The 23862-nt window shown below is 67.0% G+C and carries 22 protein-coding genes; 15 read left to right on the top strand and 7 right to left on the bottom strand.

What is annotated here, in order from left to right; translation table 11 throughout:
- Positions 1–45: 45 nt before the first annotated feature.
- From NL241_RS09495 to NL241_RS09485, 3 genes are all read right to left on the bottom strand, one after another.
- Positions 46–1404: an MFS transporter gene (locus tag NL241_RS09495; protein WP_487691201.1), complete on the bottom strand. Its 1359-nt coding sequence runs from the start codon at positions 1402–1404 to the stop codon at positions 46–48.
- Positions 1405–1453: 49 nt separating this feature from the next.
- Entirely contained in the window at positions 1454–2311 is an 858-nt protein-coding gene (locus NL241_RS09490; protein WP_487691199.1) for a shikimate dehydrogenase, read from the bottom strand.
- An 86-nt stretch (positions 2312–2397) separates the two neighbouring features.
- A complete protein-coding gene (locus NL241_RS09485; RefSeq protein ID WP_487691197.1) occupies positions 2398–3051 on the bottom strand; it encodes a TetR/AcrR family transcriptional regulator in 654 nt (217 codons plus the stop codon).
- A 123-nt stretch (positions 3052–3174) separates the two neighbouring features.
- Between NL241_RS09485 and NL241_RS09480 the strand changes: the two genes are divergently transcribed.
- Together NL241_RS09480 and NL241_RS09475 are read left to right on the top strand one after the other, a co-directional pair.
- The gene (locus tag NL241_RS09480; protein WP_494397374.1) at positions 3175–3834 is read left to right on the top strand and encodes a TetR/AcrR family transcriptional regulator; all 660 of its coding nucleotides are present in this window, start codon (positions 3175–3177) and stop codon (positions 3832–3834) included.
- 35 nt (positions 3835–3869) lie between these two features.
- Positions 3870–8459 (top strand): ATP-dependent helicase, encoded by a 4590-nt coding sequence (locus tag NL241_RS09475; RefSeq protein WP_494397373.1) that lies wholly within the window; start codon positions 3870–3872, stop codon positions 8457–8459.
- On the opposite strand, the gene NL241_RS09470 is transcribed toward NL241_RS09475, so the two are convergent.
- Entirely contained in the window at positions 8460–9533 is a 1074-nt protein-coding gene (locus tag NL241_RS09470; RefSeq protein WP_494397372.1) for a DUF3533 domain-containing protein, read from the bottom strand.
- 182 nt (positions 9534–9715) lie between these two features.
- Here NL241_RS09470 and NL241_RS09465 point away from each other — a divergent pair, with 182 nt between their 5' ends.
- The gene (locus NL241_RS09465) at positions 9716–10336 is read left to right on the top strand and encodes a TetR/AcrR family transcriptional regulator (RefSeq protein ID WP_494397371.1); all 621 of its coding nucleotides are present in this window, start codon (positions 9716–9718) and stop codon (positions 10334–10336) included.
- 316 nt (positions 10337–10652) lie between these two features.
- On the opposite strand, the gene NL241_RS09460 is transcribed toward NL241_RS09465, so the two are convergent.
- Positions 10653–11069 (bottom strand): rhodanese-like domain-containing protein, encoded by a 417-nt coding sequence (locus NL241_RS09460; protein ID WP_494397370.1) that lies wholly within the window; start codon positions 11067–11069, stop codon positions 10653–10655.
- Between the two features lie 93 nt (positions 11070–11162).
- Between NL241_RS09460 and NL241_RS09455 the strand changes: the two genes are divergently transcribed.
- Both NL241_RS09455 and NL241_RS09450 read left to right on the top strand, forming a co-directional pair.
- Positions 11163–11621 (top strand): Lrp/AsnC family transcriptional regulator, encoded by a 459-nt coding sequence (locus NL241_RS09455; RefSeq protein ID WP_487691185.1) that lies wholly within the window; start codon positions 11163–11165, stop codon positions 11619–11621.
- Positions 11618–12538 (top strand): UCP032817 domain-containing protein, encoded by a 921-nt coding sequence (locus NL241_RS09450; protein WP_494397369.1) that lies wholly within the window; start codon positions 11618–11620, stop codon positions 12536–12538. The genes NL241_RS09455 and NL241_RS09450 overlap by 4 nt, the downstream gene beginning before the upstream one ends.
- Here NL241_RS09450 and NL241_RS09445 read toward each other — a convergent pair.
- Complete coding sequence (locus NL241_RS09445; protein WP_494397368.1) at positions 12520–13140, bottom strand: hypothetical protein; 621 nt, start codon at positions 13138–13140, stop codon at positions 12520–12522. The two genes, NL241_RS09450 and NL241_RS09445, sit on opposite strands and share 19 nt — an antisense overlap.
- 519 nt (positions 13141–13659) lie before the next feature.
- Between NL241_RS09445 and NL241_RS09440 the strand changes: the two genes are divergently transcribed.
- The 10 genes from NL241_RS09440 (at position 13660) to nei2 (ending at position 22519) form a co-directional block, all read left to right on the top strand.
- A complete protein-coding gene (locus tag NL241_RS09440) occupies positions 13660–14196 on the top strand; it encodes an MSMEG_0572/Sll0783 family nitrogen starvation response protein (RefSeq protein ID WP_487691181.1) in 537 nt (178 codons plus the stop codon).
- A gap of 136 nt (positions 14197–14332) precedes the next feature.
- Positions 14333–15334: an MSMEG_0568 family radical SAM protein gene (locus tag NL241_RS09435; protein WP_487691180.1), complete on the top strand. Its 1002-nt coding sequence runs from the start codon at positions 14333–14335 to the stop codon at positions 15332–15334.
- Between the two features lies 1 nt (position 15335).
- A complete protein-coding gene (locus tag NL241_RS09430; RefSeq protein WP_494397367.1) occupies positions 15336–16763 on the top strand; it encodes an MSMEG_0567/sll0787 family protein in 1428 nt (475 codons plus the stop codon).
- On the top strand, positions 16760–17644 hold the full coding sequence (locus tag NL241_RS09425) for a carbon-nitrogen hydrolase family protein (RefSeq protein WP_494397366.1): 885 nt from the start codon (positions 16760–16762) through the stop codon (positions 17642–17644). Before NL241_RS09430 ends, NL241_RS09425 begins: the two co-directional genes overlap by 4 nt.
- Positions 17637–17933, top strand: a complete 297-nt coding sequence (locus NL241_RS09420; RefSeq protein WP_487691175.1) for an MSMEG_0570 family nitrogen starvation response protein — start codon at positions 17637–17639, stop codon at positions 17931–17933. The genes NL241_RS09425 and NL241_RS09420 overlap by 8 nt, the downstream gene beginning before the upstream one ends.
- The gene (locus NL241_RS09415) at positions 17930–19183 is read left to right on the top strand and encodes an MSMEG_0569 family flavin-dependent oxidoreductase (protein WP_494397365.1); all 1254 of its coding nucleotides are present in this window, start codon (positions 17930–17932) and stop codon (positions 19181–19183) included. The genes NL241_RS09420 and NL241_RS09415 overlap by 4 nt, the downstream gene beginning before the upstream one ends.
- On the top strand, positions 19180–20025 hold the full coding sequence (locus NL241_RS09410; protein ID WP_494397364.1) for a carbon-nitrogen hydrolase family protein: 846 nt from the start codon (positions 19180–19182) through the stop codon (positions 20023–20025). Before NL241_RS09415 ends, NL241_RS09410 begins: the two co-directional genes overlap by 4 nt.
- Positions 20025–21116, top strand: coding sequence for an MSMEG_0565 family glycosyltransferase (locus NL241_RS09405; RefSeq protein ID WP_494397363.1), 1092 nt, complete (start codon positions 20025–20027; stop codon positions 21114–21116). The genes NL241_RS09410 and NL241_RS09405 overlap by 1 nt, the downstream gene beginning before the upstream one ends.
- 244 nt (positions 21117–21360) lie before the next feature.
- Positions 21361–21708, top strand: coding sequence for a hypothetical protein (locus tag NL241_RS09400; RefSeq protein ID WP_487691168.1), 348 nt, complete (start codon positions 21361–21363; stop codon positions 21706–21708).
- Positions 21709–21766: 58 nt separating this feature from the next.
- Positions 21767–22519: an endonuclease VIII Nei2 gene (gene nei2, locus NL241_RS09395; RefSeq protein WP_494397362.1), complete on the top strand. Its 753-nt coding sequence runs from the start codon at positions 21767–21769 to the stop codon at positions 22517–22519.
- A gap of 1 nt (position 22520) precedes the next feature.
- Here the strand turns inward: nei2 and NL241_RS09390 are convergent, their stop codons facing one another.
- Positions 22521–23861: a trimethylamine monooxygenase gene (locus NL241_RS09390; RefSeq protein ID WP_487691165.1), complete on the bottom strand. Its 1341-nt coding sequence runs from the start codon at positions 23859–23861 to the stop codon at positions 22521–22523.
- Position 23862 lies beyond the last annotated feature (1 nt).

The raw sequence follows: 23862 nt of genomic DNA, 5'->3' as shown, positions 1-23862 counted from the left end.
ACGTTGACACTCCAAAAATGTTGCTGATGGCCAGGATCGAGGAGATCAGTGGTCGACGAGTTCCCGCGCGGAGCCGGGACTCTTGTTGCCCAGCAGCGCGGTCGGCACGTCCTTGGTCTCCTTGGCCGTCAGTGCGGCGGCAGTGGCGATGAGGCACACCACCGCGGTGAAGATGCTGATGACCACCCAACCGCCTTCCTGCACACCGCCGAGTGCGGTGACGATCGCGGGAGCGAAACCGGCGACCAGGAATCCCAACTGAGTACCGATGGCCAGCCCGGAGAACCGCACCTGGGTCGAGAACATCTCACCGTAGAAAGACGGCCATACGGCGTTGGCTGCGGCGTAGCCGAAGGAGAAGGTGGCGATTGCCAGCGCGAACATCAGGACGTCGTTGCCGCCGCTCATGGACAACAGATAGAACGGCATCAGCACCGCCGAGGACAGTGCACCGTAGATGTAAACGGGCTTGCGGCCGATACGGTCGGCGAGCTTGCCGAACAGCGGTTGGGTGAACAGTGCCACGATATTCGCGACCACGACCAGCCACAGCGTCTCGTCCGCGTCGAGGCCCATTTTCTTGCCGTAGGCGATGGCCAGGTTGGCGAACACGGTGGACACGGCGGCGATGAAGGCGCAGAAGATCACCCTGAGAACGTCGCGCCAATGATTGCGCATCAGTGGCATCAGCGGCATCCGGGCGATGGTGCCCGTGGCCTTGGCTTCCGAGAATTCCGGTGTCTCGTGAAGTCGACGGCGGATGAAGTACGCGACCACCACGACAAAGGCGCTGAGCCAGAACGGAACTCGCCACCCCCAGGAGTACAGGTCCTCGTCCGGGAGTGCCACGATGGGGATGACGACGAGCGAGGCCAGGATCAGGCCACCCTGTGTGCCGGTCAGCGTCCACGACGTGAAGAAGGCGCGCTGGTTGTCAGGTGAATGCTCCAACGTCAACGAGCTGGCCCCTGCCTGCTCGCCCGCGGCGGAGAACCCCTGCAGCAGGCGGCAGGTCACCAGGAGCAGGGGCGCGGCCGCGCCGACCGCCGCGTACGTCGGCAGGCATCCGATGGCGAACGTCGAGACGCCCATGAGGACGAGGGTGAACATCAGCACGTTGCGGCGCCCGATCCGGTCGCCGAAGTGACCGATCACGAAGGCGCCGATCGGCCGGGCGATGTACGCGACACCCAGCGTCGCGAAAGACTGTGCCAGCGCTACCGTCTCGTTGCCCTCTGGGAAGAAGACCTTTGGAAAGACAAGAGCGGCAACAAAACCGAACACGAAGAAGTCGTAGTATTCGACGGCACTGCCCATGAAACTGGCCAACGCCGCCTTCTTGGGCGTCCGCGCCGGCGTGCCGGCCGGAACACCGCCTGCCGAATTGCTGTTCGTGACGCTCATTGGGTTCCTCCTGGTTTCCTTCTGATGTGGTTTCCGACGGAGTGCGACTTCACCCGGCGAGAGTGCGGAAGTGGCGTGACATGCGATCGGCGTCAGGAACGATCCCGGTGATCAGTTCGAAGGCGGTTGTCGCCTGGTGCACGGCCATGAAGCCGCCGTCGAGTGTTCGGCAGCCGGCCTTCCGGGCTGCGGTCAGCAGCGCGGTGTCCAAGGGCCGGTAGACGATGTCGGCCACCCACAGCCCGGGATGTAGAAGTGCCGCGTCGAACGGTATGCCCGGGTGGTCGGCCATGCCGGTGGGGGTGCAATGCACGACACCGTCGCTGTGCGGCAACAGGATCGAGAGCTTGTCGAAGGCGGAGGCATCGACGCGCGCGTCGCGATGCCGGCCGGCGAGTTCGCCCGCCAAGGTCGTGGCGCGGTCGACCTCGAGGTCGACGATGGTCAGGTGGCCGGCGCCCAGCTCGAGGAGTGCGTGCCCTACCGCGGCGCCTGCTCCTCCCGCCCCGAGCAGCACCACGTTCGAGACGGCGGCGCCGGGCAGGCCCTCGGCGAAACCGGCGCCGAACCCGGGTGCGTCGGTGTTGTAGCCGATCGTGCGGTGTTCCTCGAAGACCACCGTGTTGACCGCTCCGAGCGCGGCGGCGTCATCGTCGAGGGTGTCGAGATGCGGGATCACCAACTGCTTACACGGGTGGGTCACGTTGAGGGCGTTGTATCCGAGTGCGCGCGCCCAGGTCAGGATCTCACCGATGCGTTCCGGGGTGAGACCGGCCGCCTTGAGGTCGATGGCTCGGTACACGTAATCGAGGCCATGGGCTCGACCCTCGGCCATGTGCAACGCCGGGGTCAGCGACGGGCCGACGCCCTGTCCTACGAGACCGACGAGATACGGGCTGGATGCCACACTCCACCGTCCTACTCAATGTACGAACTAGTACGTACATAAACTAGAACACTGTGGGGTGCCTCTCGTCAAGAGGTCTGTGTGAGCTAGATCGCCGGCGACGCGGCCGTGAGCCAGCCCACGACGACATCGCCGATCATGCGTCGCAGATGAGCCCGTTGCGTCGTCTCGGTGAAGTCGACGTCGAAGAGGAATCCGAAGGTGTAGCGGTTCGCCACCTGGAACACGCAGTAGGAACTGATGAGGATGTGGACATCGAGCGCCTCGACATCGGCACGAAAGACACCCTGCGCACGCCCGCGGGCCAGGATCTCGTCGAGGAGCGAGGTCGCCGGTCGTGCCAAGCTGCGCAGGGAGTCGAGCCGGCTGATGTACTCGCCCCGGTGAATGTTCTCGATGGCGACCAGGCGGATGAAGGCCTGGTGATCCAGGTGGTGATCGAAGGTCAGCTCCGCCAAACTCCGCATGGCGTCCACCGGATCAACGTGGTCGACCTGCAGACGCTGCTCGGCCTCGCGGATGCCGCGGTAGGCATTCTCGAGCACGGCCGTGTACAGGCCCTCTTTGCCGCCGAAGTAGTAGTAGATCATCCGCTTGGTGGTGCGGGTGCGCTCGGCGATCTCATCGACACGCGCGCCCGAGTACCCGGACTCGGCGAACACCTCGGTGGCCACGGCCAGCAGGTCGGCGCGGGTTCGCTCGGCGTCGCGCTGTAGCTCGGGACGTGGCTCGCCATTCACGCCGCGAGCCTACTGGGGCGCCCCTTGGTTTCACCGCGAGGGATTCGGTGCGGAATTTAGCTGGCAGACGTCACGATCACAGCCGTCCGCCGCTGTTATACATGTGTCAGATAATATGCCACCATGTCCGAACAGTCCGGGGCCAGGCCTGCCCGCCGGCGGTTGTCCCCCGACGACCGGCGTTCGGAACTGCTGGCCCTGGGCGCGAAGGTCTTCGGCGAGCGGCCCTATGACGACGTGCGGATCGACGAGATCGCCGAGCGGGCGGGCGTGTCGCGGGCGCTGATGTACCACTACTTCCCGGACAAACGCGCATTCTTCGCCGAGGTGGTCCGCGCGGAAAGCGAGCGCCTGTTCGAGGCCACCAGCACACCTGCCGTGCCAGGTCAGACACTGTTCGAGCGGTTGCGCGCCGGGGTGCTGGCCTATGTCGAGTATCACGAGCGATACCCCCACGGTTCCTGGGCGGCCTATATCGGGCCCGGTCGCACCGATCCTCTGCTGCTCGGTATCGATGACGCCGACAACACCCGGCAGATGCAGCGCATCCTGAACGAGATGAGCGCCATCACCTCGGATCTGGACTCGAAGGTGGAGCGCGACCTGCGGGTCACGGTGTACGGGTGGCTGGCGTTCACCCTCGAGCTGTGCCGGCAGCGGATCATCGACCCGTCGCTGGATGCCGGGCAGATCGCCGACCTCTGCGCGCACGCGCTGTTGGACGCCGCGGCACGGGTACCTGGCATCCCGGCCCAGCTCATCGAGGCCATCAGCAAGCGCTGACATTTTTTGTCAGACCTCGTTGGCACCATGGACACGTGCCCACTCCACCTCGACAGAAGCGGCGGCCTGATCCGCTCTCGCGCTTCACCCCGCTGACGCGCGAGTGGTTCGCGGGTACTTTCGTCGAGCCCACACCGGCGCAGGCCCAGGCGTGGCAGGCCATCGCCGACGGCGACAACACGCTGGTCATCGCACCCACCGGTTCCGGCAAGACGCTGGCCGCGTTCCTATGGGCCATCGACCAGCTCGCGGGGCCCACCGACCTGGACCGTAAACCCGGCACCCGGGTGCTCTATGTCTCTCCACTCAAAGCGCTTGCTGTCGACGTCGAGCGCAACCTGCGCACACCCCTGACCGGTATCAGCCGAGTCGCCGAGCGCAATGGCGCTCCGCCTCCGTCCATCAGTGTCGGCGTGCGTTCCGGTGACACGACGCAAGCGCAGCGGCGGGAGTTGATCACCCGGCCGCCGGACATCCTGATCACCACACCCGAGTCGCTGTTCCTCATGCTCACCTCGGCCGCGCGTGAGACGCTCGCCGGGATCGAAACCGTGATCGTGGACGAGGTGCACGCCGTCGCCAACACCAAACGCGGTGCCCATCTGGCCCTGTCGTTGGAACGGCTCGACGCGATGCTGCCGACACCCGCGCAGCGCATCGGCCTCTCGGCGACGGTGCGCCCGGCCGAGGAGGTGGCGCGCTTCCTGTCCGGCCCGGCGCCAACCACTATCGTGGCGCCGCCGGCGGCCAAGACCTTCGAGCTCGAGGTCCAGGTGCCCGTGCCGGACATGGCGAACCTGGAGAACAACAGCATCTGGCCGGACGTCGAAGAGCGGATCGTCGACCTGATCGAGGGCCATCGCTCGTCGATCGTGTTCACCAACAGCCGACGCCTGGCCGAGCGTCTGACTGCGCGGCTCAACGAGATCCACGCCGAACGCACCGGTGTCGAACTCTCCGGTGACCGCAACCCGGGTGTGCCGGGCGGGCCACCGGCACACATCATGGGCAGCGGCCAGACCTACGGCGCCGAACCGGTGCTGGCCCGGGCGCACCACGGGTCGGTCAGCAAGGAAGCCCGCGCCGACGTCGAGGACGCGCTCAAGAGTGGACGCCTCAAAGCCGTTGTCGCCACGTCCAGCCTGGAACTCGGTATCGACATGGGCTCGGTCGATCTGGTGATCCAGGTCGAGACGCCGCCGTCGGTGGCCAGCGGCCTGCAGCGCATCGGCCGCGCCGGCCACCAGGTCGGTGAGATCTCCCACGGCGTGCTGTTCCCGAAACACCGCACCGACCTGATCGGCTGCGCGGTGTCGGTGCAACGCATGCTGGCCGGGCAGATCGAGACCATGCACGTTCCGGCCAACCCGCTCGACGTGCTGGCCCAGCACACGGTGGCCGCGTGTGCGCTGGAGCCGTTGAACGCCGACGGCTGGTTCGACACCGTACGGCGCAGCGCACCGTTCGCGACACTGCCGCGCAGCGCGTTCGAGGCGACGCTGGACCTGCTGTCGGGCAAGTACCCCTCCACCGATTTCGCCGAACTGCGGCCCCGGGTCGTCTACGACCGCGACACCGGCACCGTCACCGCCCGCCCCGGTGCGCAGCGCCTGGCCGTCACCTCCGGTGGCGCCATCCCCGACCGCGGCCTGTTCACGGTGTACCTGGCCACCAGTGCAGATTCCGAAAAGCCCTCGCGGGTCGGCGAACTCGATGAAGAGATGGTCTACGAATCCCGCCCGGGTGACGTCATCTCCCTGGGCGCCACCAGCTGGCGGATCACCGAGATCACCCATGACCGCGTGCTGGTGGTCCCGGCGCCGGGCGAGCCGGCGCGGCTGCCGTTCTGGCGCGGTGATGCGGTGGGCCGCCCCGCCGAACTCGGCGCCGCCGTCGGCGCATTCACCGGCGAGCTGTCCCGGATGGACCGCACCAAGTTCGAACAGCGCTGCGCCACGATTGGATTCGATGAATTCGCCACCGACAACCTGTGGCGGCTGCTCGAGGAGCAGAAGGAGGCCACCGGCACCGTCCCCACCGACGCCACCCTGGTGGTGGAACGCTTCCGCGACGAACTCGGCGACTGGCGTGTGGTGCTGCACTCCCCCTACGGCCTCCGGGTGCACGGGCCGCTGGCGCTGGCCATCGGCAAGCGGCTCTACGAGCGGTTCGGGATCGACGAGAAACCCACCGCCTCCGACGACGGCATCATCCTGCGGTTGCCCGACACTGACGAAACTGCACCCGGCGCAGACCTTTTCGTCTTCGACGCCGACGAGATCGAACCGCTGGTCACCGCCGAGGTGGGCGGGTCGGCATTGTTCGCCTCGCGGTTCCGCGAGTGCGCGGCGCGGGCCCTGCTCCTGCCCCGCCGGCACCCCGGCAAGCGGTCGCCGCTGTGGCATCAACGCCAACGCGCCGCTCAACTGCTCGATGTGGCCAAGAAGTACCCCGACTTCCCGATCGTGCTGGAAGCGGTGCGGGAATGCCTGCAGGACGTCTACGACGTACCGATGCTGACCGAACTGATGGGACGCATCGCGCAACGTCGCGTCAAGGTCGTCGAGGTCGAGACGTCCATGCCGTCACCGTTCGCAGCCTCGCTGCTGTTCGGTTACGTCGGCGCGTTCATGTACGAGGGTGACAGCCCGCTGGCCGAACGACGGGCCGCGGCATTGTCTTTGGACTCGACACTGCTCTCCGAACTGCTTGGCCGGGTGGAACTACGTGAGCTACTCGACTCCGATGTCATCGCCTCCACCGACAAACAGCTGCAGCACCTGACCCCGGAGCGCGCCGTCCGCGACGCCGAGGGCCTGGCGGACCTGCTGCGACTGCTGGGTCCGCTCACCGAAGAGGAGGCGGCCCTACGCAGTACCGCCGACGACGTCAGCGGTTGGTTGCACGGGCTGGAGGAAGCCAAGCGTGCGCTGCGGGTGTCGTTCGCCGACCGCACCTGGTGGGTGGCGATCGAAGACATCGGCCGCCTCCGTGACGGTGTGGGAGTCGCTGTGCCGGTCGGGGTGCCGGCCACGTTCACCGAGTCGGTGAAAGACCCTCTCGGCGAGCTCCTCAGCCGCTACGCCCGCACCCGCGGCCCCTTCACCACCGCTGACGCCGCGAGCCGGTTCGGGCTGGGCCTGCGGGTGGCGGCCGATGTGCTGGGCCGCCTGGCCGTGGACGGCAAACTGGTCAAGGGCGAGTTCATCGACACCGCTGGATCTTCCACGGCCGTAGGCGGCCTCGAGCAATGGTGCGACGCCGAGGTGCTGCGGATCCTGCGCCGCCGGTCGCTGGCGGCGCTGCGGGCGCAGGTCGAGCCGGTCAGCACCGCCGCCTACGCCCGGTTCCTGCCCGGGTGGCAGCAGTTCGGTAACGCATCGGGCATCGACGGGCTGGCGTCGGTGATCGAGCAGCTCTCCGGGGTGCCGATGCCGGCTTCGGCGGTGGAGCCGCTGATCTTCGGTCAGCGTGTGCGCGGATACACCCCGGCGATGCTCGACGAGCTGCTGGCCTCCGGAGAGGTGCTGTGGTCCGGCGCCGGATCGTTGGCCGGCGGGGACGGCTGGGTGGCGTTCCACACCGCCGACACCGCGCCGCTCACGCTGACCCAGCCCACCGAACTGGAACTCACCGACGTCCACCGCTCGTTGCTCGACACCCTCGGCCGGCCCGGCGACGCTCACGGCGCGTTCTTCTTCCGGCAACTCAGCACCGGCGGTGTCAGCGAAGAAACACTGAAAGAAGCTTTGTGGCAACTCATCTGGGCCGGCTGGGTCACCGGCGACACCTTCGCGCCGGTACGCGCGCTGCTGTCGGGTGGGCGTCGGCCCGGTGCCCGCAAAGCCGCCACCCCCGCACACCGCACCCGGCGGGCGCCCCGGCTGTCCCGCTACAGCGTGGCCCATCCGCAGGCGCGCAGCGTCGACCCGACGGTAGCCGGGCGCTGGTCGGCCCTACCCGCCGCCGAACTCGATACGACGCTGCGGGCCTCCTTCTCCGCCGAACTCCTGCTCGCGCGTTACGGCGTTCTGACCAAGGGAGCGGTGGCCAGCGAGAACCTGCCGGGCGGCTTCGCGATGCTCTACAAGGTGTTGTCGGCCTTCGAGGACACCGGCCGGTGCCAGCGCGGATACTTCGTGGAGTCACTGGGTGGCGCGCAGTTCTCGATGGCGTCCACCGTGGACCGGCTGCGTACGCATGCCGATTCCGTCGACGGCGACCACGGCGATCGGACCGCGGTGGCATTGGCAGCCACCGACCCCGCCAATCCCTATGGCGCGGCGCTGGCTTGGCCCGCCCGTGACACCGATACCGACAGCGCCCATCGACCTGGCCGAAAAGCCGGAGCGCTGGTGGTGCTCGTCGACGGCGAACTGGTGTGGTTTCTCGAACGTGGCGGACGTTCCCTGCTGAACTTCGCCGCAGACCCTGAGACGCTGAACGCGGCAGCCGCAGTGCTGGCCGATCTGGTGACCAACCGCAAAGTGGATGGACTGCTGGTTGAACGGATCAACGGCGCCTCCGTACTGGATCCGGCGGCACCTGCTGACCACGCGGCGGTTGCCTCGGCGCTGACGGCTGCGGGGTTCAGCCGGACGCCGCGGGGTCTGCGGCTGCGCTGATCAAGCCGGGACCATCTGTGCGTGCAGTTCGCGACGATGTTGGGCCACCGCACGTTTCCGTCGCCGGCTCACCAGAGCCGACGCACCCAGCGTGAGCACGATGCCCGCCAGCGACCACACAACCAGCACCGCAACTGGTCCGCCGATGCCCTCACTGCCGAAATACACGATCTTGCGCACCGCATCCGTGCCGGCGCCGTTGGGCAGCACCGAGTGCAGGGCACGCCAGAACGGCGGTAGCAGCGCGGGTTGGTAGGCGCCGCCGGCGGACGGGTTGCCGAGGATGACGAAGACGAGGACGGTGAGCGCGATTCCCAAGGTGCCGAACAGCATCTGGAAGGCCATGGTCACGGTTGCCGCGGCAAGGACCACAAGCGTCCCGACCCCGGCCAGCGCCCACAGGTGACCGGTCAGCGCTCCCAGCACCGGACCTGCCACCACGGCACCGCCGATACCCGACGCCAGACTGTAGGGAACGGTGGCGCCCAGTCGCCACACGGCGCGGGGGAACGTGGCCGGGCGGGCACCCTTGGCGACGCCCAACATCGAGGCGAAGAGATAGCCGCCGACGGCCCACCCGATGACGAGGTAGAAGCCACTGAGCCCACGGGCATCGCCGGGTTCGAGGGCCACCACGTCCTCGACCGCGATTTTCCTGTGCTCGGAGGACGCGACACGGTCGAAGATCTGCTCGACGGCCCCGGAGACCGAGGTTCCGCCGGCCGAGGCCGTCAGCAGCCGATCACTGGTGCCGGCGGGGTCCACCACGTACACCGCCGAGGTCGCGGCGGTGCTGAGCGCGTGGCGGGCGCCGGCTTCGTCGACGGCCGCAGAAGCGTCAAGCGGTTGTCCCGCAATGGCGTTGAGGCGATCCACCACGGAATGCACCGCTTCCGCGGGGGCCACCACCGACACCGGGATGTGCTGCGGCATAGGAGCGTGGAAAGCGCCGATGTAGGACAGGATGAACCCGAACTGCAGCAGCAGCACGCCGACACCCAGGAGCAGGGTGCGCGGCGACACCGCGTCCCGCAAACCCTCGAGCAACGACTCACTGCGTTCGTGTTTGCTCATTCTTTTCCTCGCTCGTCTTACGTACCGTAAACGGATACACTCCGTATCGGATACACACTGTATCAAGCTGAGCGACGACCAGTGCTGCCCCGTAACTACCGTCACACTGAGTGCCGACGGGATTCGGGTGAACACCCGTCACGGCGCGATCGATGTGGCGAAGAAACGAGGGAGAGCGGGGCATGCCCAAATCACCGACAAAACGCAGGCCGGTGACAGTCGCGGCGGTACTCGACGCCGGGCTGACGATGTTCCTCGAACGCGGATTCCACCAGGCCTCGATCCACGACATCACCGCCGCCGCGGGCTTGACCAGGGGCGCGTTCTACTCCAACTTCCCCACCAAGGAAGCCCTCTTCCTCGCGGTTTATGACCGCAAGACCGATGACATGCTCGACGAGCTACACCGCGTCCTCGGCCGGACACCGGACGATGTCGATGCGGTGCCACTGTTGCTCAACTTCGTCGCCAATGGCGGCGCAGGTGGCGACGACTGGTTTCTGACACTCGCCGAGTTCACCGTGCACGCCGCGCGCGACGCCGCGGTGCGCGCCCAGTTCGTGGCGCACCGCGAACGATCGGCGCAGAAGCTGACCGCCTTGATCGCCGAGGTGGTCGCGGCCACCGACCGCCGGCTGGATACCGATGTCAGCGAGCTGGCCGACGCGATCCTGGCCCTTCATGAGGGTGCAGCCCTGCTGCGCGCCTCACGGCCGGCCGGCGGCCCCACCGATGCCCTGTTCGAGCGGATGGCCGCCGTCATCGTCGACGCACTCACCCCGGTGCGGACCCAACGAGACTGACCACTGGGCGTCCAGAACCAGCGTGGTGTGCTGACCTTGCAGCCCCTCGACCGCGACGATGCTGCACGCCTCCCGTCCACGTCCGGCTCACCGTGAGGGACGACCGCGGCGTCAGCGGGCAACTGTTGGCGCGAAAACTGTTGCCGCCGTTGTCGTTAACTGAGACGGTGTACCAGCGCCGGGTGCCGGAACGGTTCCGCACCGTCGAAACCCCTGCGCTTCTTCTCCGGCCGGGTGTCGGCGTACTCGGTCACTTCACGAAGTGGCCGACAGGAATCGAAGCGGAATAGTTGACGGTAACGGTGCGATTCACTCGCTACCCGGTAGAGGTCGCGGTGAGCTCGTCGACCGCGCGGCGATGCCGGCCGGCGGCGGACTCGACCGCCAGGCCTTCGCGCGCCCAGTACTCGTAACCGCCGATGAGCTCGCGCACCTCCTGGAAGCCGAGCCTGACCAGCGTCAGCGCCGCCTTGGTGCTGCCATTGCAGCCGGGCCCCCAGCAATAGACGACGATCGGCGTCCGCGGGTTGGGCGCCAACTCCGCCAGCCTCTCCCCCAGCTCAGGGGCGGGGATGTGCAGCGCGCCGGGAATGTGGCCCTGTTCCCAGGCCGCCGCGCTGCGCACGTCGATCAGGAGTCCGGTGAACGTGCCGGACATACGCGCGGCGGCCAGGTCGGCTGGGTCGGTCTGAAACCGGAGGCGCTGTTCGAAGAATTCGATCGCTGAGTTCACGCGGCCAGTCTGCGCCGGTATCAGGCTCGGCAACACCAGTATCAACGGTGAATTGCGGCCTTTTACCATCGAATCAATGGCAAAGTGGCGGTCATGCCGCTCGATCAACGACTCGAACTCGACCAGACCGACGCGATGCTGCTGTCCGCGTTGCAAGCCGACGGGCGGATGTCGATCGCCGATCTCGCCCGCACGGTCCATCTGTCGCCGAGCTCCACCGCGGATCGTCTGCGCCGGCTCACCGATTTCGGGGCCATCACCGGCTATCGCGCGGTCGTCGATCCCGCTGCCCTGGGTTACACGGTCACCGCGTTCGTCCGGCTGCGCTACCCTTCCGGCAACTACCGGGCCTTCGACGAGATGCTCGCCAGTACCGTCGAAGTTGTTGAGGCGCATCACGTCACCGGTGATGACTGCTTCATCCTCAAGGTGATCGCCCGGTCGATGTCCGATCTGGAACGGATCGCCGGCCGCATCGCCAACCTCGGCTCGATCACCACCAGCGTGGTGTACTCCACCAAACTCGACAACCGGGCCGTCGAGCCAGCATGAGGAGGGGCGCACGATGCCCGCCGGCTGGATCAGTAACCGGCGCAGCGACTGCCTCCGCAACTGCCTCTCGCATCGTCGACACCGTCCAGCCCACCAGTGGGGCCGTCATCCGACCATGCGCCACCGGCGCCATAGCGCCGTGCCCACAGTTCACGCCGATCCCTGGGGCGCGACCGCACCCCAGACCCGCCAGCAGCCCACCGGCGACGGCGGCGGCCGCGCCGAGACAGAGCCATGATCGACACAAGAATCACCACCGCGACAAACACGACCGCCAGAGCGATGACGAGCCTCATCTCCATGACGAGAAGTTAGCCCATCGGCTCTCGATAGCCAATGCCCTCAACATGATTCGTTGCACAAGGAACAAGCGCACGGGACGCGGGCGGTACAGTACACGCATGTGGCGCCTACGCCCGGACCCAATAGTCCGCGCCGAAAAGGCTGTGGCCGAACTCGACCTTCCTGATGCCGTTTTCAGTACCTGTCCATGGGAGCCACGATCGCTTATCGACACCGGACTACGGCAGTGGCTACGGTGCTGCGCCGCTGCAATCCGCGATGGACAGGTGATAGGGATGCCGTCGCACGCCGTCGACCAAGCATGGCATGGATTGATTCTCTGCACCGCAAGGTATTTCGATTTCTGTCACGCCGCATACGGGCAGTTCCTTCACCACCACCCGGAGGGCGGTGGACCGATCGATCACTCGCACGGCAGCGTGGACGATCAACTGCGGCGGACCGTCATCGCATGGGCCAGGGTGGCCAAGCCGAACGAATCGGCCGTGCTGTGGGATCTCGACCGGCAGGTCGGAGTCGACAGACCCTGGGGCATTCACGCGACCCGCGTCGTGGCGATCGAAGCAGCGATCGCCACGACGCGGCATTCCTTGCGTCACTGGTCCGATCGGTAGATCGACGGATCACTCCAGCCTGGCTGCCCTTCGAAACAGCTATCACCGTGCACGACAACACATTCGACGATCTCGCTCGGTGGCACAGGCGGCGGCACAGGCGGATCCTCGATGGACGAGGCCAGCACTCGATGACTCGACACATAGCCAGCCTTCGGTGCTGAATAGAAATTGGCCTTGATCGCATACCCCGGATCCAACTTCGGTTCAGTAGGGATCACCAACGTCCATTCCTGAGCGAACACGTCGGTCTCGCCCACGAATCGTCGCTTTTCCGGATCCGTCGGGTCGATGGTCACCACAACGGCGTCGACGCCAGGCTCTGCCGTCCCGGCGACAGTGACTTCGGTCAGATCCTCATTCGCGATCACATCGCCGATAGATCCCATAGTCGACCGGATGATCTTTGGCTCTCTGTCGACATCATTGACGATTTGGACCCCCAGCACGATGAGTGGCGTCGCCGCGGCAACAACACCCCCGAGCACCTTCGCTGCGTGCAACCATGCCCACCCCTCGCGGGTGGCGTTGCCTTCGTTGTCGAGACCTCCGGACCCGGCTCCCTCCGCCGGTGTTCCGATCGGTTCTGCATGAGCCGTCATGGCCCTGTTCCCTTCATTCCCTTCTTCTACTGTTCGGCCGCCAAGCGGCTCCCCCTCTGGCGCAGCCCTGCGTGGATCGCACGCGACGGTGCTGCACCGCAATCGTCACCGCTTCGCGCCCGTGACGATCACCCCCGCACGGGCCCATGTTCGCGCGTCGCGAAGCGTGGCACCCGCGTAGTCAGGTACTCGCGTCTTCCCGGTGCTCTGAATTGTTTCGCCGGGTTACGTCGCGGTGTGCCGGCCGTAACTCTTTACCCGGCCTGTGTGTCCTGGTCGTGACATCGCACCTGGGGTTTGCCGCATGATTGTTTCCCGGCGTGAACTCCATCCCCATCGGATCGCGGGATAGTTTGCCAAAGAACGCGTTATTATTGTGCAGCACAGTATTTTTCGGATAATCTGCGATGCACATCGCGGTGAGATCTCGGTAATCATCTGTTGTTCCTGATGAAACCATTCGGAAAAACTCCAGGACGTAAATGTTGCTCACACGCCTTCACCGACAAGGAGCAACGCATGACCGACACCGTTACCGATATCGACGCCACCATCGCGGCCAACATCGAGAAGTCGCTCAACGAGATCCCGCATCCGTCGCTGCCGAAGGGCACCAACATCTACGGCGGCACCAAGATCTTCCCCGACTACCAGGCCACCGCCGGCGAGACCTACTTCACCCTGGTGCACGGGATCGCCCACGAGTCTTCGGTGAGCTTCGTCGCCGTGCTGCAGGCAACGCGCGCACTGCGCAAGGGCTTCGAGTCCGCCATCTACTTCTACGGACCCGGCGCCATCAATTGCCTCGCCACCCGCGGCTTTCCGACCACCGGTGACAGCGGCTTCCCCGGCGAGCAGAACATCAACGACTCCCTGGCCACTTTCATCAAGGAAGGCGGCACGGTGTATTGCTGCCGCTTCGGACTGGCACTGCACGGCGGCCGGGAGGAAGACCTGATTGCCGGCGTGATCCCAGCCCACCCGCTCGATGTGCAGGACGCGATCATCCACTACGCCCGCAAGGGTGCCATCATCAACTCCACCTACATGGTCTAGCAGCATGTCCACCCGTTACGCCGACGCAGAACGAGGCACGACCGACGAGGCGAAGTGGCGGCATGCGTCTCCTGTCCAACTGACCAGCGGCCCAGGGCTGCGGGTGCGCGCAGACCTTGCTGTGCACGGGGCGCGGATGAGCGCACCCGTGACGCGTCGCTCCGGCGCCGGCCCGTCCGATGACGGACATGTCAGCATCGCCGGTTCAGGTGCCACGATTCCGCTGAACCCGTTGAGCGACTATGTGATCGACGGGGACACGGTGTATTTCGACGGCGAGGACACCGGAATCTCGGTCCAGCCGGTGGCACGGCCGAAGTTCTACGACCTGAGCACCGCAGAGGGGGTCGGTTACGAGAAGATCGCCCGCCTACACGGGACCAATGTCCTGGCCACCACGGTGGTTCAGAAGTGCATCCGCTACAGCCAGTCGCAACGCTGCCGATTCTGCACCATCGAAGAATCTCTGTATGCGGGTGACACCGTGGCCGTCAAGACACCGGCGCAGATAGCCGAGGTCGCCAAGGCCGCGGTAACCCTCGACGGCGTGCAACAACTGGTGATGACCACCGGAACCACCAACGGGAAAGACCGGGGTGCAACACATCTGGCGAACTGCGTACGCGCCGTCACCGAAGCCGTCCCCGGCCTGCCCATTCAGGTGCAGATCGAACCGCCCGGCGATCTCGATGTCATCAGCGAACTCAAGGCCGCCGGCGCCACCGCCATCGGCATCCACGTCGAGTCGATGAACGATGACGTGCGCCGGGCGTGGATGCCGGGCAAGTCCACGGTGGCGCTCGATGAATACCGAGCCGCATGGACGGAGGCGGTTCGGGTGTTCGGCCGCAACAAAGTGTCCAGCTACCTGCTGATCGGGCTGGGCGATACCGCCGATCAGATTGTCGATGCGGCAAGCGAATTGATCGACCTGGGCGTGTACCCGTTCGTCGTGCCGTTCCGTCCGCTGGCCGATTCGCTGGCCGCCGGCACCGCCCCACCCAGCCCAGCGCTGGTGGCCGAGGTCAGCGGTCGGGTCGCGTCACTTCTGCGCGGTGCCGCCATGTCCGGAGCCGACCAGCAGGCGGGCTGTGCAGCGTGCGGCGCCTGCAGTCTCCTGCCGGCAGCCGGAGGTTGAGATGAGCGATTACACCCTGATGGCACTGTTGTCCGGCGAGACCGCTGGTCTCCGACCGGACTACCTGATCACCACGCTCGCCGAGCAGCCAGACCGCGTGGCCGAAGACTACGCGGCACTACGCCACCACGTCTTCGTCGACCGGCAGCACCTGTTCGCGGCCACGGACCGCGACGACGCCGACGCCGATCCTGCCACCACGGTGCTGGTGGCGACCGACCCGCACGGACGCCTACTCGGCGGCGTTCGACTGGCGCCTGCCACCAGCCCCGACCTGGGTTGGTGGACCGGCAGCCGGCTGGTGCTCTCCCCTGAAGCCCGCGGTTCCGGCGTCGGCCGCGCTCTGGTCCGCGCCGCCTGCGCCTGGGTGGATGCCAACCACATCCTGCGGTTCGAGGCGACGGTGCAGCGGCGTTATGAGCCGATGTTCGCCGCCCTCGGGTGGGACTTGTTGGGCCACAACGAGCTCGGCGGGGCACCGCACAGCCGAATGCGCTGGCCCATCGACAGATTCGAGCGGCAGGCCAATTCCACCAAGGCACTTCTCGGCGACGTCCTGCGCCCGATCACCCACCACATGCCCGACCGCTTTCGCGGCGACGACGGTGTACCGGTCGGCGACTCGGGAATGATCGCCGCCTGCGATGCGATCATCCCGTCGATGGTCGCCCGCGATCCCGAGTGGGCCGGCTGGTGCGGAGTGCTGGTCAATCTCAACGACCTGGCCGCGATGGGGGCCACGGCGACCGGCCTGTTGGACGCGGTGGGCGCTCCCACCACCTCCCAGCTCACCCGCATCATCCGGGGGCTTGCCGCGGCCGCGCAGGCCTGGGGTGTGCCGGTACTCGGCGGCCACACCCAGGTCGGGGTTCCAGCGGCGCTGTCGGTCACCGCACTCGGACACACCACCCGCCCGGTGCCCGGCGGCGCTGCCATACCAGGTGATGCGCTGACCGTCACCGCCGACCTGTCCGGAGGCTGGCGCCCCGGATACACCGGCCAGCAATGGGATTCGACGTCCCGGCGCGACGCGGCCGACCTGCGGCACCTCGCGGGCACCGTCGCCCGCACCCACCCTCATGCCGCCAAAGACGTCAGCATGGCCGGCCTGGTGGGCACCACCGGGATGATGGCCGAGGCCAGCGGCGTCACCGCCGAGATCACCGTCGCCGACATCCCCCGGCCCGGCGCCGCCCCCCTCGGGCAGTGGCTCAGCTGTTTCCCGGGTTTCGCGATGATCACCGCCGACCGACCGGGCCGCGCCGTCGTCGACCCGGGCCCGGCCACGTCGCGCACCTGCGGCAGCTTCTCCGCCCGCTCCACCGGGCCGCTGGTCACCCTCCGGTGGCCCGACGGCGAAACCACCACAGCCATCGCCGGCACCGTCACCGGTCTGGCACCCACCTCGTCACGTCAGGACATCTCATGAACGACACCGTGATCTCGGTTGCCGCCGCTGAATTCGGCCGCGACCTCGAACAATGCTTCGCCACCATCGGCGCACTGATCGACCAGGCCAGGGAACGTGGCTCACATCTGCTGGTGCTCCCCGAAGCGTGCCTGGGCGGATACCTGCCCAGCCTGGGCGGCGGCCAGGAGACCGAGGAAGAACGCGAACGCCGCCGCAAGGCACTGCCGCCCGCGTTCACCCTCGACGCCCCCGAGTTCAGCCGGCTACGTGCGATGGCCGGCGACCTGGTGATCACCCTCGGCTTCTGCGAGGCCGATGGCGAGAGTCGCTACAACGCCGCGGTGACCCTCACCGGCGACGGCATTCTGGGCGCCTACCGCAAAGTGCACCAGCCGCTGGGTGAGAACCTCTGCTACCAGGCCGGTTCCAGCTTCCAGGCGTTCGACACGCCGGTCGGCCGGATGGGCATGCAGATCTGCTACGACAAGGCCTTCCCCGAAGCCGCCCGCGCCCTGGCCCTCGACGGCGCCGAGATCATCACGTCCCTGTCGGCGTGGCCCACCGCACGCACAGCCACCGTCCCCAATCTCGAGGACGACCGCTGGAAGCACCGCTTCGACATCTTCGACGCCGCCCGCGCGCTGGAGAACCAGGTGGTGTGGGTGGCCTCCAACCAGGCCGGCACGTTCGGCTCGCTGCGCTTCGTGTGCAGCGCCAAGATCGTCGGGCCCGGCGGTGACACCCTGGCCACCACCGGGGTGGCACCCGGATTGGCCACGGCCGCAGTGGACATCAGCGAACGGATCGGGCTGGCCCGCGGCGGCGGGATGAATCACCTCGGTGACCGCCGGCCCGATGTGTACCGTTCGGCGACTGTCAGCGAGTGGGTCCATGCCTGAGATGACGTTCCAGATCCGCTGGCCCGACGGGGTGGTCCAGGACTGCTATTCACCGTCACTGGTGATGCACGACTTCTTCACCGAGAACGGCACATACGCGATCGACGACTTCATGTCCCGCGCGGTGACGGCGTTGACGCAGGCGAGCGAACGGGTCAAGGCCCGCTACGGCATGTATTGCACATCGGCGTCGGCGCAGATCGAGGCCCTGCAGCACAGCCGTGGAGGTTACCGCGACGGAAAGGTCACCGTCGTGAAGATGGTCCCCGGACGGGAGGCATTGGTATGAGCCACTATTCGGTGATCGTGATCGGCGCCGGTCAGGCGGGCCTGTCCATGAGTTGGTATCTGACCCGCGACGGTGTGGATCACGTGGTGCTGGAGAAGGATTCGATCGCCAGCGACTGGCGGGACCGCCGCTGGGACAACTTCACCCTGGTCACCCCGAACTGGCAGTGCGACCTGCCCGGGTTCCCCTACGACCGCGGCGATCCGCACGGATTCATGACCCGCGACGAGGTGTACCAGTTCGTGCAGGACTACGCCGCGTCATTCGATCCGCCGGTGCAGACCGGCGCGACGGTCACCGCCTTGACGCAGAACCCCGCGGGCGGCTTCGACGTGACCGTGCGGCGCGGCGCTGCCGTGGAGCTGCTGCACGGTGACCAGGTGGTGGTGGCCACCGGCGGATACCAGAAGCCGCGGCTGCCACGGATGGCCGAGCGGCTCGACCCTGCTCTGTTTCAGTTGCATTCGGCGGATTACCGGGGTTCCCACCAGCTTCCCGAGGGCGCGGTGCTGATCGTCGGCTCCGGGCAGTCCGGTGCCCAGATCGCCGAAGACCTGCACCTCGACGGCAGAGCCGTGCATCTGGTCACCGGGACGGCACCCCGGTGCGCCCGCTTCTACCGGGGCCGCGACTGTGTGGCCTGGCTTTCGGAGATGGGCACTTACGACGTTCCGATCGAGGCGCAGGCCGGCGGTGTGGCCAAGCGGGAGAACACCAATCACTACATGACCGGGCGCGGCGGCGGCCGCGATATCGACCTGCGGGCCTTTGCGCTGGAAGGCATGCGGCTGTACGGACGCCTGGCCTCGGCGACAGGCACGGACCTCACCTTCGAACCCACCCTGTCGAGCAATCTCGATCACGCCGACTCCGTCGCCGACGGGATCAAGGACCTGATCGACGCCTACATCGAACGCGAAGGCATCGATGCGCCGACAGAAGCCCGTTACGTCCCCGTGTGGCGGCCGGAAGCGGAGCCGAGGTCACTGGACCTGCAACAGGCGGGCATCACCTCGGTGATCTGGTGCGTCGGGTTCGCCACCGACTACTCGTGGCTGCGGGCCGGCGTGTTCGATGGGGAGGGCCACGTCTGCCACGACCGCGGCGTGACCTCGGTTCCCGGGTTGTACTTCCTGGGCCTGCCGTGGCTGCACACCTGGGGCTCGGGCCGGTTCGCCTCCGTGGGCCGCGACGCCGAGCACTTGTACAGCCAGATCGTGAGGGTCGGACAGAAGTCGCGCGCGGCATGAGAATCGCCGCGATGGCAGCCCATTTCGGGCGTGACATCGAACGGTCGATGGACAAACTCGGCGGCATCATCGAACGACTCCGCGCCGAAGGCATCGACCTGCTGGTGCTACCGGATGCCACGTTGGGCGGCTACATCGGCAGCCTGTCCAATCCGTCGCCCGGCGAACGGCCGCCGGCGCTGTCTCCCGACGGCCCCGAACTGGCGGCGTTGTGCGCGCTGGCGGGCCCGATGACGGTCTGTGTGGGGTACACCGAACGGGGGCCCGGCGAACACCACTCCGTGGTCTACAACGCGGCGGCCTGCCTGTCCGGGGACGGGATACTCGGCAGGCACCGCAAGGTGCACCAGCCCGCCCAGGAGAGCCTGATCTACGCCGCCGGAGACAGCTTCGCGGCGTTCGACACGCCGGTCGGACGGATCGGGATGCTGATCGACTACGACAAGACCTTCCCCGAGTCGGCGCGCACGCTGGCCCTCGACGGCGCACAGGTGATCGCCGCCCTGTCGGCGTGGCCGGCCAGCGTCACCGACCGTGCGGCCCGGATGCCCAACGACCGGCAGGCCCGGCTGTTCGACCTCTACGACATGGCCCGTGCCGCCGAGAACCAGGTGGTCCTGGCGTCCTCGAACCTCACCGGCATCACCGGAACACTGCGGTTCCTCGGTCAAGCCAAGATCGTCGACCCCGGCGGCAACATCGTCGCCAAGACCTGGTCCAAGGGTGGCCTGGCCGTCGCCGACATCGACGTGGCCGCCGAGATCGCCCGGGCCAGAACGGTTCTGAACCACCTCCGGGAGCGCCAGGTGGGCTCCTATCATCCGAGCCTGGTGCAGGGCTGATGCGTATCGCCCTGCTGACGTACTCGACCAAACCACGTGGCGGCGTGGTCCACACGCTGGCACTGGCGGAGGCGCTGGCGCGCGCCGGGCACGACGTCACGGTGTGGACCCTGGGTCGTGGTGGCGACACGGCCTTCTACCGCCCGGTGGACCCGGCCGTCGGCGTGGCGGCGGTGCCGTTCCCCACCGTTGACGGTGAGACGGTGGGTGCGCGGATCCTGCGGTCGATCGACGTGCTGCGGGACGCCTTCCACGACTCCGCCGAAGCCGGGTACCACGTCGTTCACGCCCAGGATTGCATCAGCGCCAATGCCGTGCAGCGGTGCGTCCGCACCGTGCATCACCTCGACACCTTCACCACCCCTGAGCTGGTGCGATGCCACGACCGGGCGATCACGCGGCCGTACGCACACATCTGCGTGTCGGCGGCGGTGGCCCGCGAGGTCACCGACGGCTGGGGCCTGCGGCCCACGGTGATCCCCAACGGCGTCGACTGGCAGCGGTTCTCGGCCGCGGACGGCACTCGATGGCGTCAGCGGTTCGGGCGGTACGTGCTGGCCGTCGGCGGCATCGAACCACGCAAGGGCAGCCTCGACCTTCTGGAAGCCTATGCGCTGCTGGGTGACCCGCAGATTCCCCTGGTGTTCGCCGGCGGGGAGACCTTGTTCGATTACCGCGACTACCGGGCCACCTTCGAGGCGCGGGCGCGCGAGTTGGGTGTCACCCCGGTGATGCTGGGCACCGTCGACGACACCGATATGCCGAGCCTGGTGGCGGGCGCGGCGGTCCTGCCGTTCCTGTCAGTCAGGGAAGGATTCGGGCTGGCCGCCATGGAGGCGCTGGCCGCTGGTGTGCCGGTGGTGGCGCGCGACCTGCCGGTACTGCGGGAGGTGTTCGACGACCAGGTCGAGTACGCCTCCGACGTGCCCGCGATGGCCGCCGCCCTGCGTCAGGCCCTCGACGGTTCGTACGCGTACCGAGCACCCTCCGGCAGCGCCCTGGCCCGCTCATACAGTTGGGACGCCGCGGCGGCCGCGCACATCCGGTTCTACGAACAGGTGCTCCCGGATTCACAGAAACCTGGCAGGTAGGCCGCAGCTGGCGTCTATCCGCCAAGCTGGAAACTCACTGTGAATCAATTGGTTTGAGGCCTGACCAGCCGCGTCGGAACACCCCGTTGTCGATTGGGTGCAAGTTGCCTGTGAGCATGTTGGGAACCCTCACTTCGGGACGCTGCCACCGGCGTATCGCCGGTAGCGTCCTGCGTGCGCAGTGTTGAGAACCTCAACAGCTGTCTGACACAAACGCCTGATGGCCGACACAACCGGAGGACCCATGACAAGTGCCAAGAAACTCACCGCTGTGGGGCTTGGTTCGTTCGCCGTCGCGGCCGCGTTCATGGGCCTCGGCAGTGCCGTCGCCAACGCCGACGTCGAAGAGGTGGCTCCCACGCCGCAGGTGACCAGCCGCCAGGCGCTGGTGGTCGATGACAACTCGCTGCGGGCCACCGCCATCGGTGAGGCCCGCGGTCTGGGTGAGAGCCGTAGCTCCGACGTCCAGGAGATCAACGCTCAAGGGGAGGTCAGGGACTCGGTGAAGGCCGTGCCCGGTACCACCGCGGCACCGTTCAACCTGGAGGCCAACGGGTCGTTCGAGTTCTCCCCGCCCATCGGCGACTGGTGATCGGCTAGCACCCCAGCTTCTACCGGGACGGGCATGGCTTCGAGGTAGCGTCGAAGCCATGCCTGAGGGCGATACCGTCTTCCGTACTGCTGAGAAATTGCGCGCCGCGCTGGCGGGTAAACCGCTGACCCGCTGCGATGTGCGGGTGCCACGTTTTGCTGCGGCCGACCTCACCGGTCAGGTGGTCGACGAGGTGCTGGCCCGGGGCAAGCACCTGTTCATCCGGGTCGGGACGGCCAGCATCCACTCCCACCTCAAGATGGATGGCAGCTGGCAGATCGGCAGGTTCCGCGGCCCCGCCTACAAGATCCGCATCATCCTCGGCACCGCCGACAGCGTCGCCTACGGCATCGATCTGGGCGTGCTGGAGATCCTCGACCGTGCTGAGGACATGGCGGCCGTCGCCCACCTGGGCCCCGACCTGTTGGGCGAGGATTGGTCCGCCGACACGGCCGCGGCCAATCTGCTTGCCGACCCGGACCGCCCACTGGCCGAAGCGCTGTTGGACCAGCGCAACCTCGCCGGCGTCGGCAACGTATACGCCAACGAGCTGTCGTTCCTGTTCGGCGTGCGCCCGTCCGCACCGGTGCGCGACGTCGCCGATCCGCTCCGGCTGGTGACCCGGGCCCAGAAGATGCTCTGGGCCAACAGATCCCGTGTCAACCGCACCACCACCGGCAATACCCGCCGCAACGAAGACCTCTGGGTGTACGGCCGCGGCGGTGAGCCGTGCCGGCGATGCGGCACGCCCATCTCCAGGGACGCCGACGGCGACCGGGTCACCTACTGGTGTCCCAGTTGCCAGCGCTGACTCAGGGTTGGCGCAGGAACGCCGCCGAACTGTCGTCGAGTTCATCCCACCACGGCGTATGGTGCACCGGCGCGACGGTGCCGGTGCACGGTGACGAGAACGCCTTGTCCCGGTAGCCGGTGATGCTCTCGTCCTTGTCGTGCTCCCAGGTGACGAAGTGCTGCCGCACCAAGTCGAGATCGAACGCCGCGTAGTCGGTGTGGGTGATCAGCTCACGGACGTAGTCGGTCTGGAAGTCGATTTGTTCGGTCGGATTGGTCAGGGTGGCCAACCGGGCCAACCACCCGGCGATGTCGGCGGCCATCACCTCTGCGGCCGGGATCTCCACCCGTCCCAGCACCACGTCGCGGGCGAAGAGCGCTTGCGGGTCGAACATGTTGAACGTGTAGAACTGGTCTTGCATCCCGAGATACAGGAGCTTCGGGTTGGCCGTCCACACCACGCCCTTGTAGAGACCGCCGGGGTACAGGTTGTTCGGAGTGGTCAGCGTGAGATCCGGCGCCAGGAACGGGAAGTGGTGCTGGTAGCCCGTACACAGCACGATCGCGTCGACATCGCGGGACGTGCCGTCGGCGAAGTGCGCGGTGCGGCCCTCGACGTGCTGCAGCGCGGGCACCTCGTCGATGCCCTCGGGCCATCCGAAGCCCATCGGGTTGTGGCGGTAGGCGATGGTCACCGACTTCGCACCGTACTTGCGTGACTGCAGCGCGATGTCCTCGGCCGAGTAGCTGCTGCCGAGCACCAGCAGGTCCTTACCGGTGAACTCGCAGGCGTCACGGAAGTCGTGGGAGTGCAGGATGCGCCCCGGAAATGTCTGGAAGCCAGGGTATTCGGGGACATGCGGGGTGGAGAAGTGTCCGGAGGCCACGATGACGAAGTCGAATTGCTCGGTGCGCAGCGCGCGGTCCTCGAAGGACTCGACGGTGACGCTGAACAGTCCGGTGTCCTCGGCGAAGCTCACCTGCCGGACCGCGGTGTCGAACCGGATGAACTGTCGCACATTGCTTTTCTTGGCCCGGCCGGTGATGTAGTCGAACAGCACCTCACGAGGAGGGAACGACGGGATGGGGGCGCCGAAGTGCTCGTCGAAGGTGTAGTCGGCAAGTTCCAGGCACTCCTTGGGTCCGTTGGACCACAGGTAGCGGTACATGCTCCCGTGGGCCGGGTCGCCGTGCTCATCGAGCCCGGTACGCCAGGAGTAATTCCACAGTCCGCCCCAGTCGCTCTGCTTCTCGAAGCACACCACCTCACCCACATCGACGCCGTCGGCGCGGGCGAGTTCGAAAGCGTGTAGCTGCGCCAGCCCACAGGGGCCGGCTCCGATGATGGCGGTACGGGTCATG

It is taken from the genome of Mycolicibacterium sp. SMGY-1XX (genome assembly GCF_059132455.1).
This window is presented reverse-complemented; position numbering and strand designations above follow the sequence as displayed.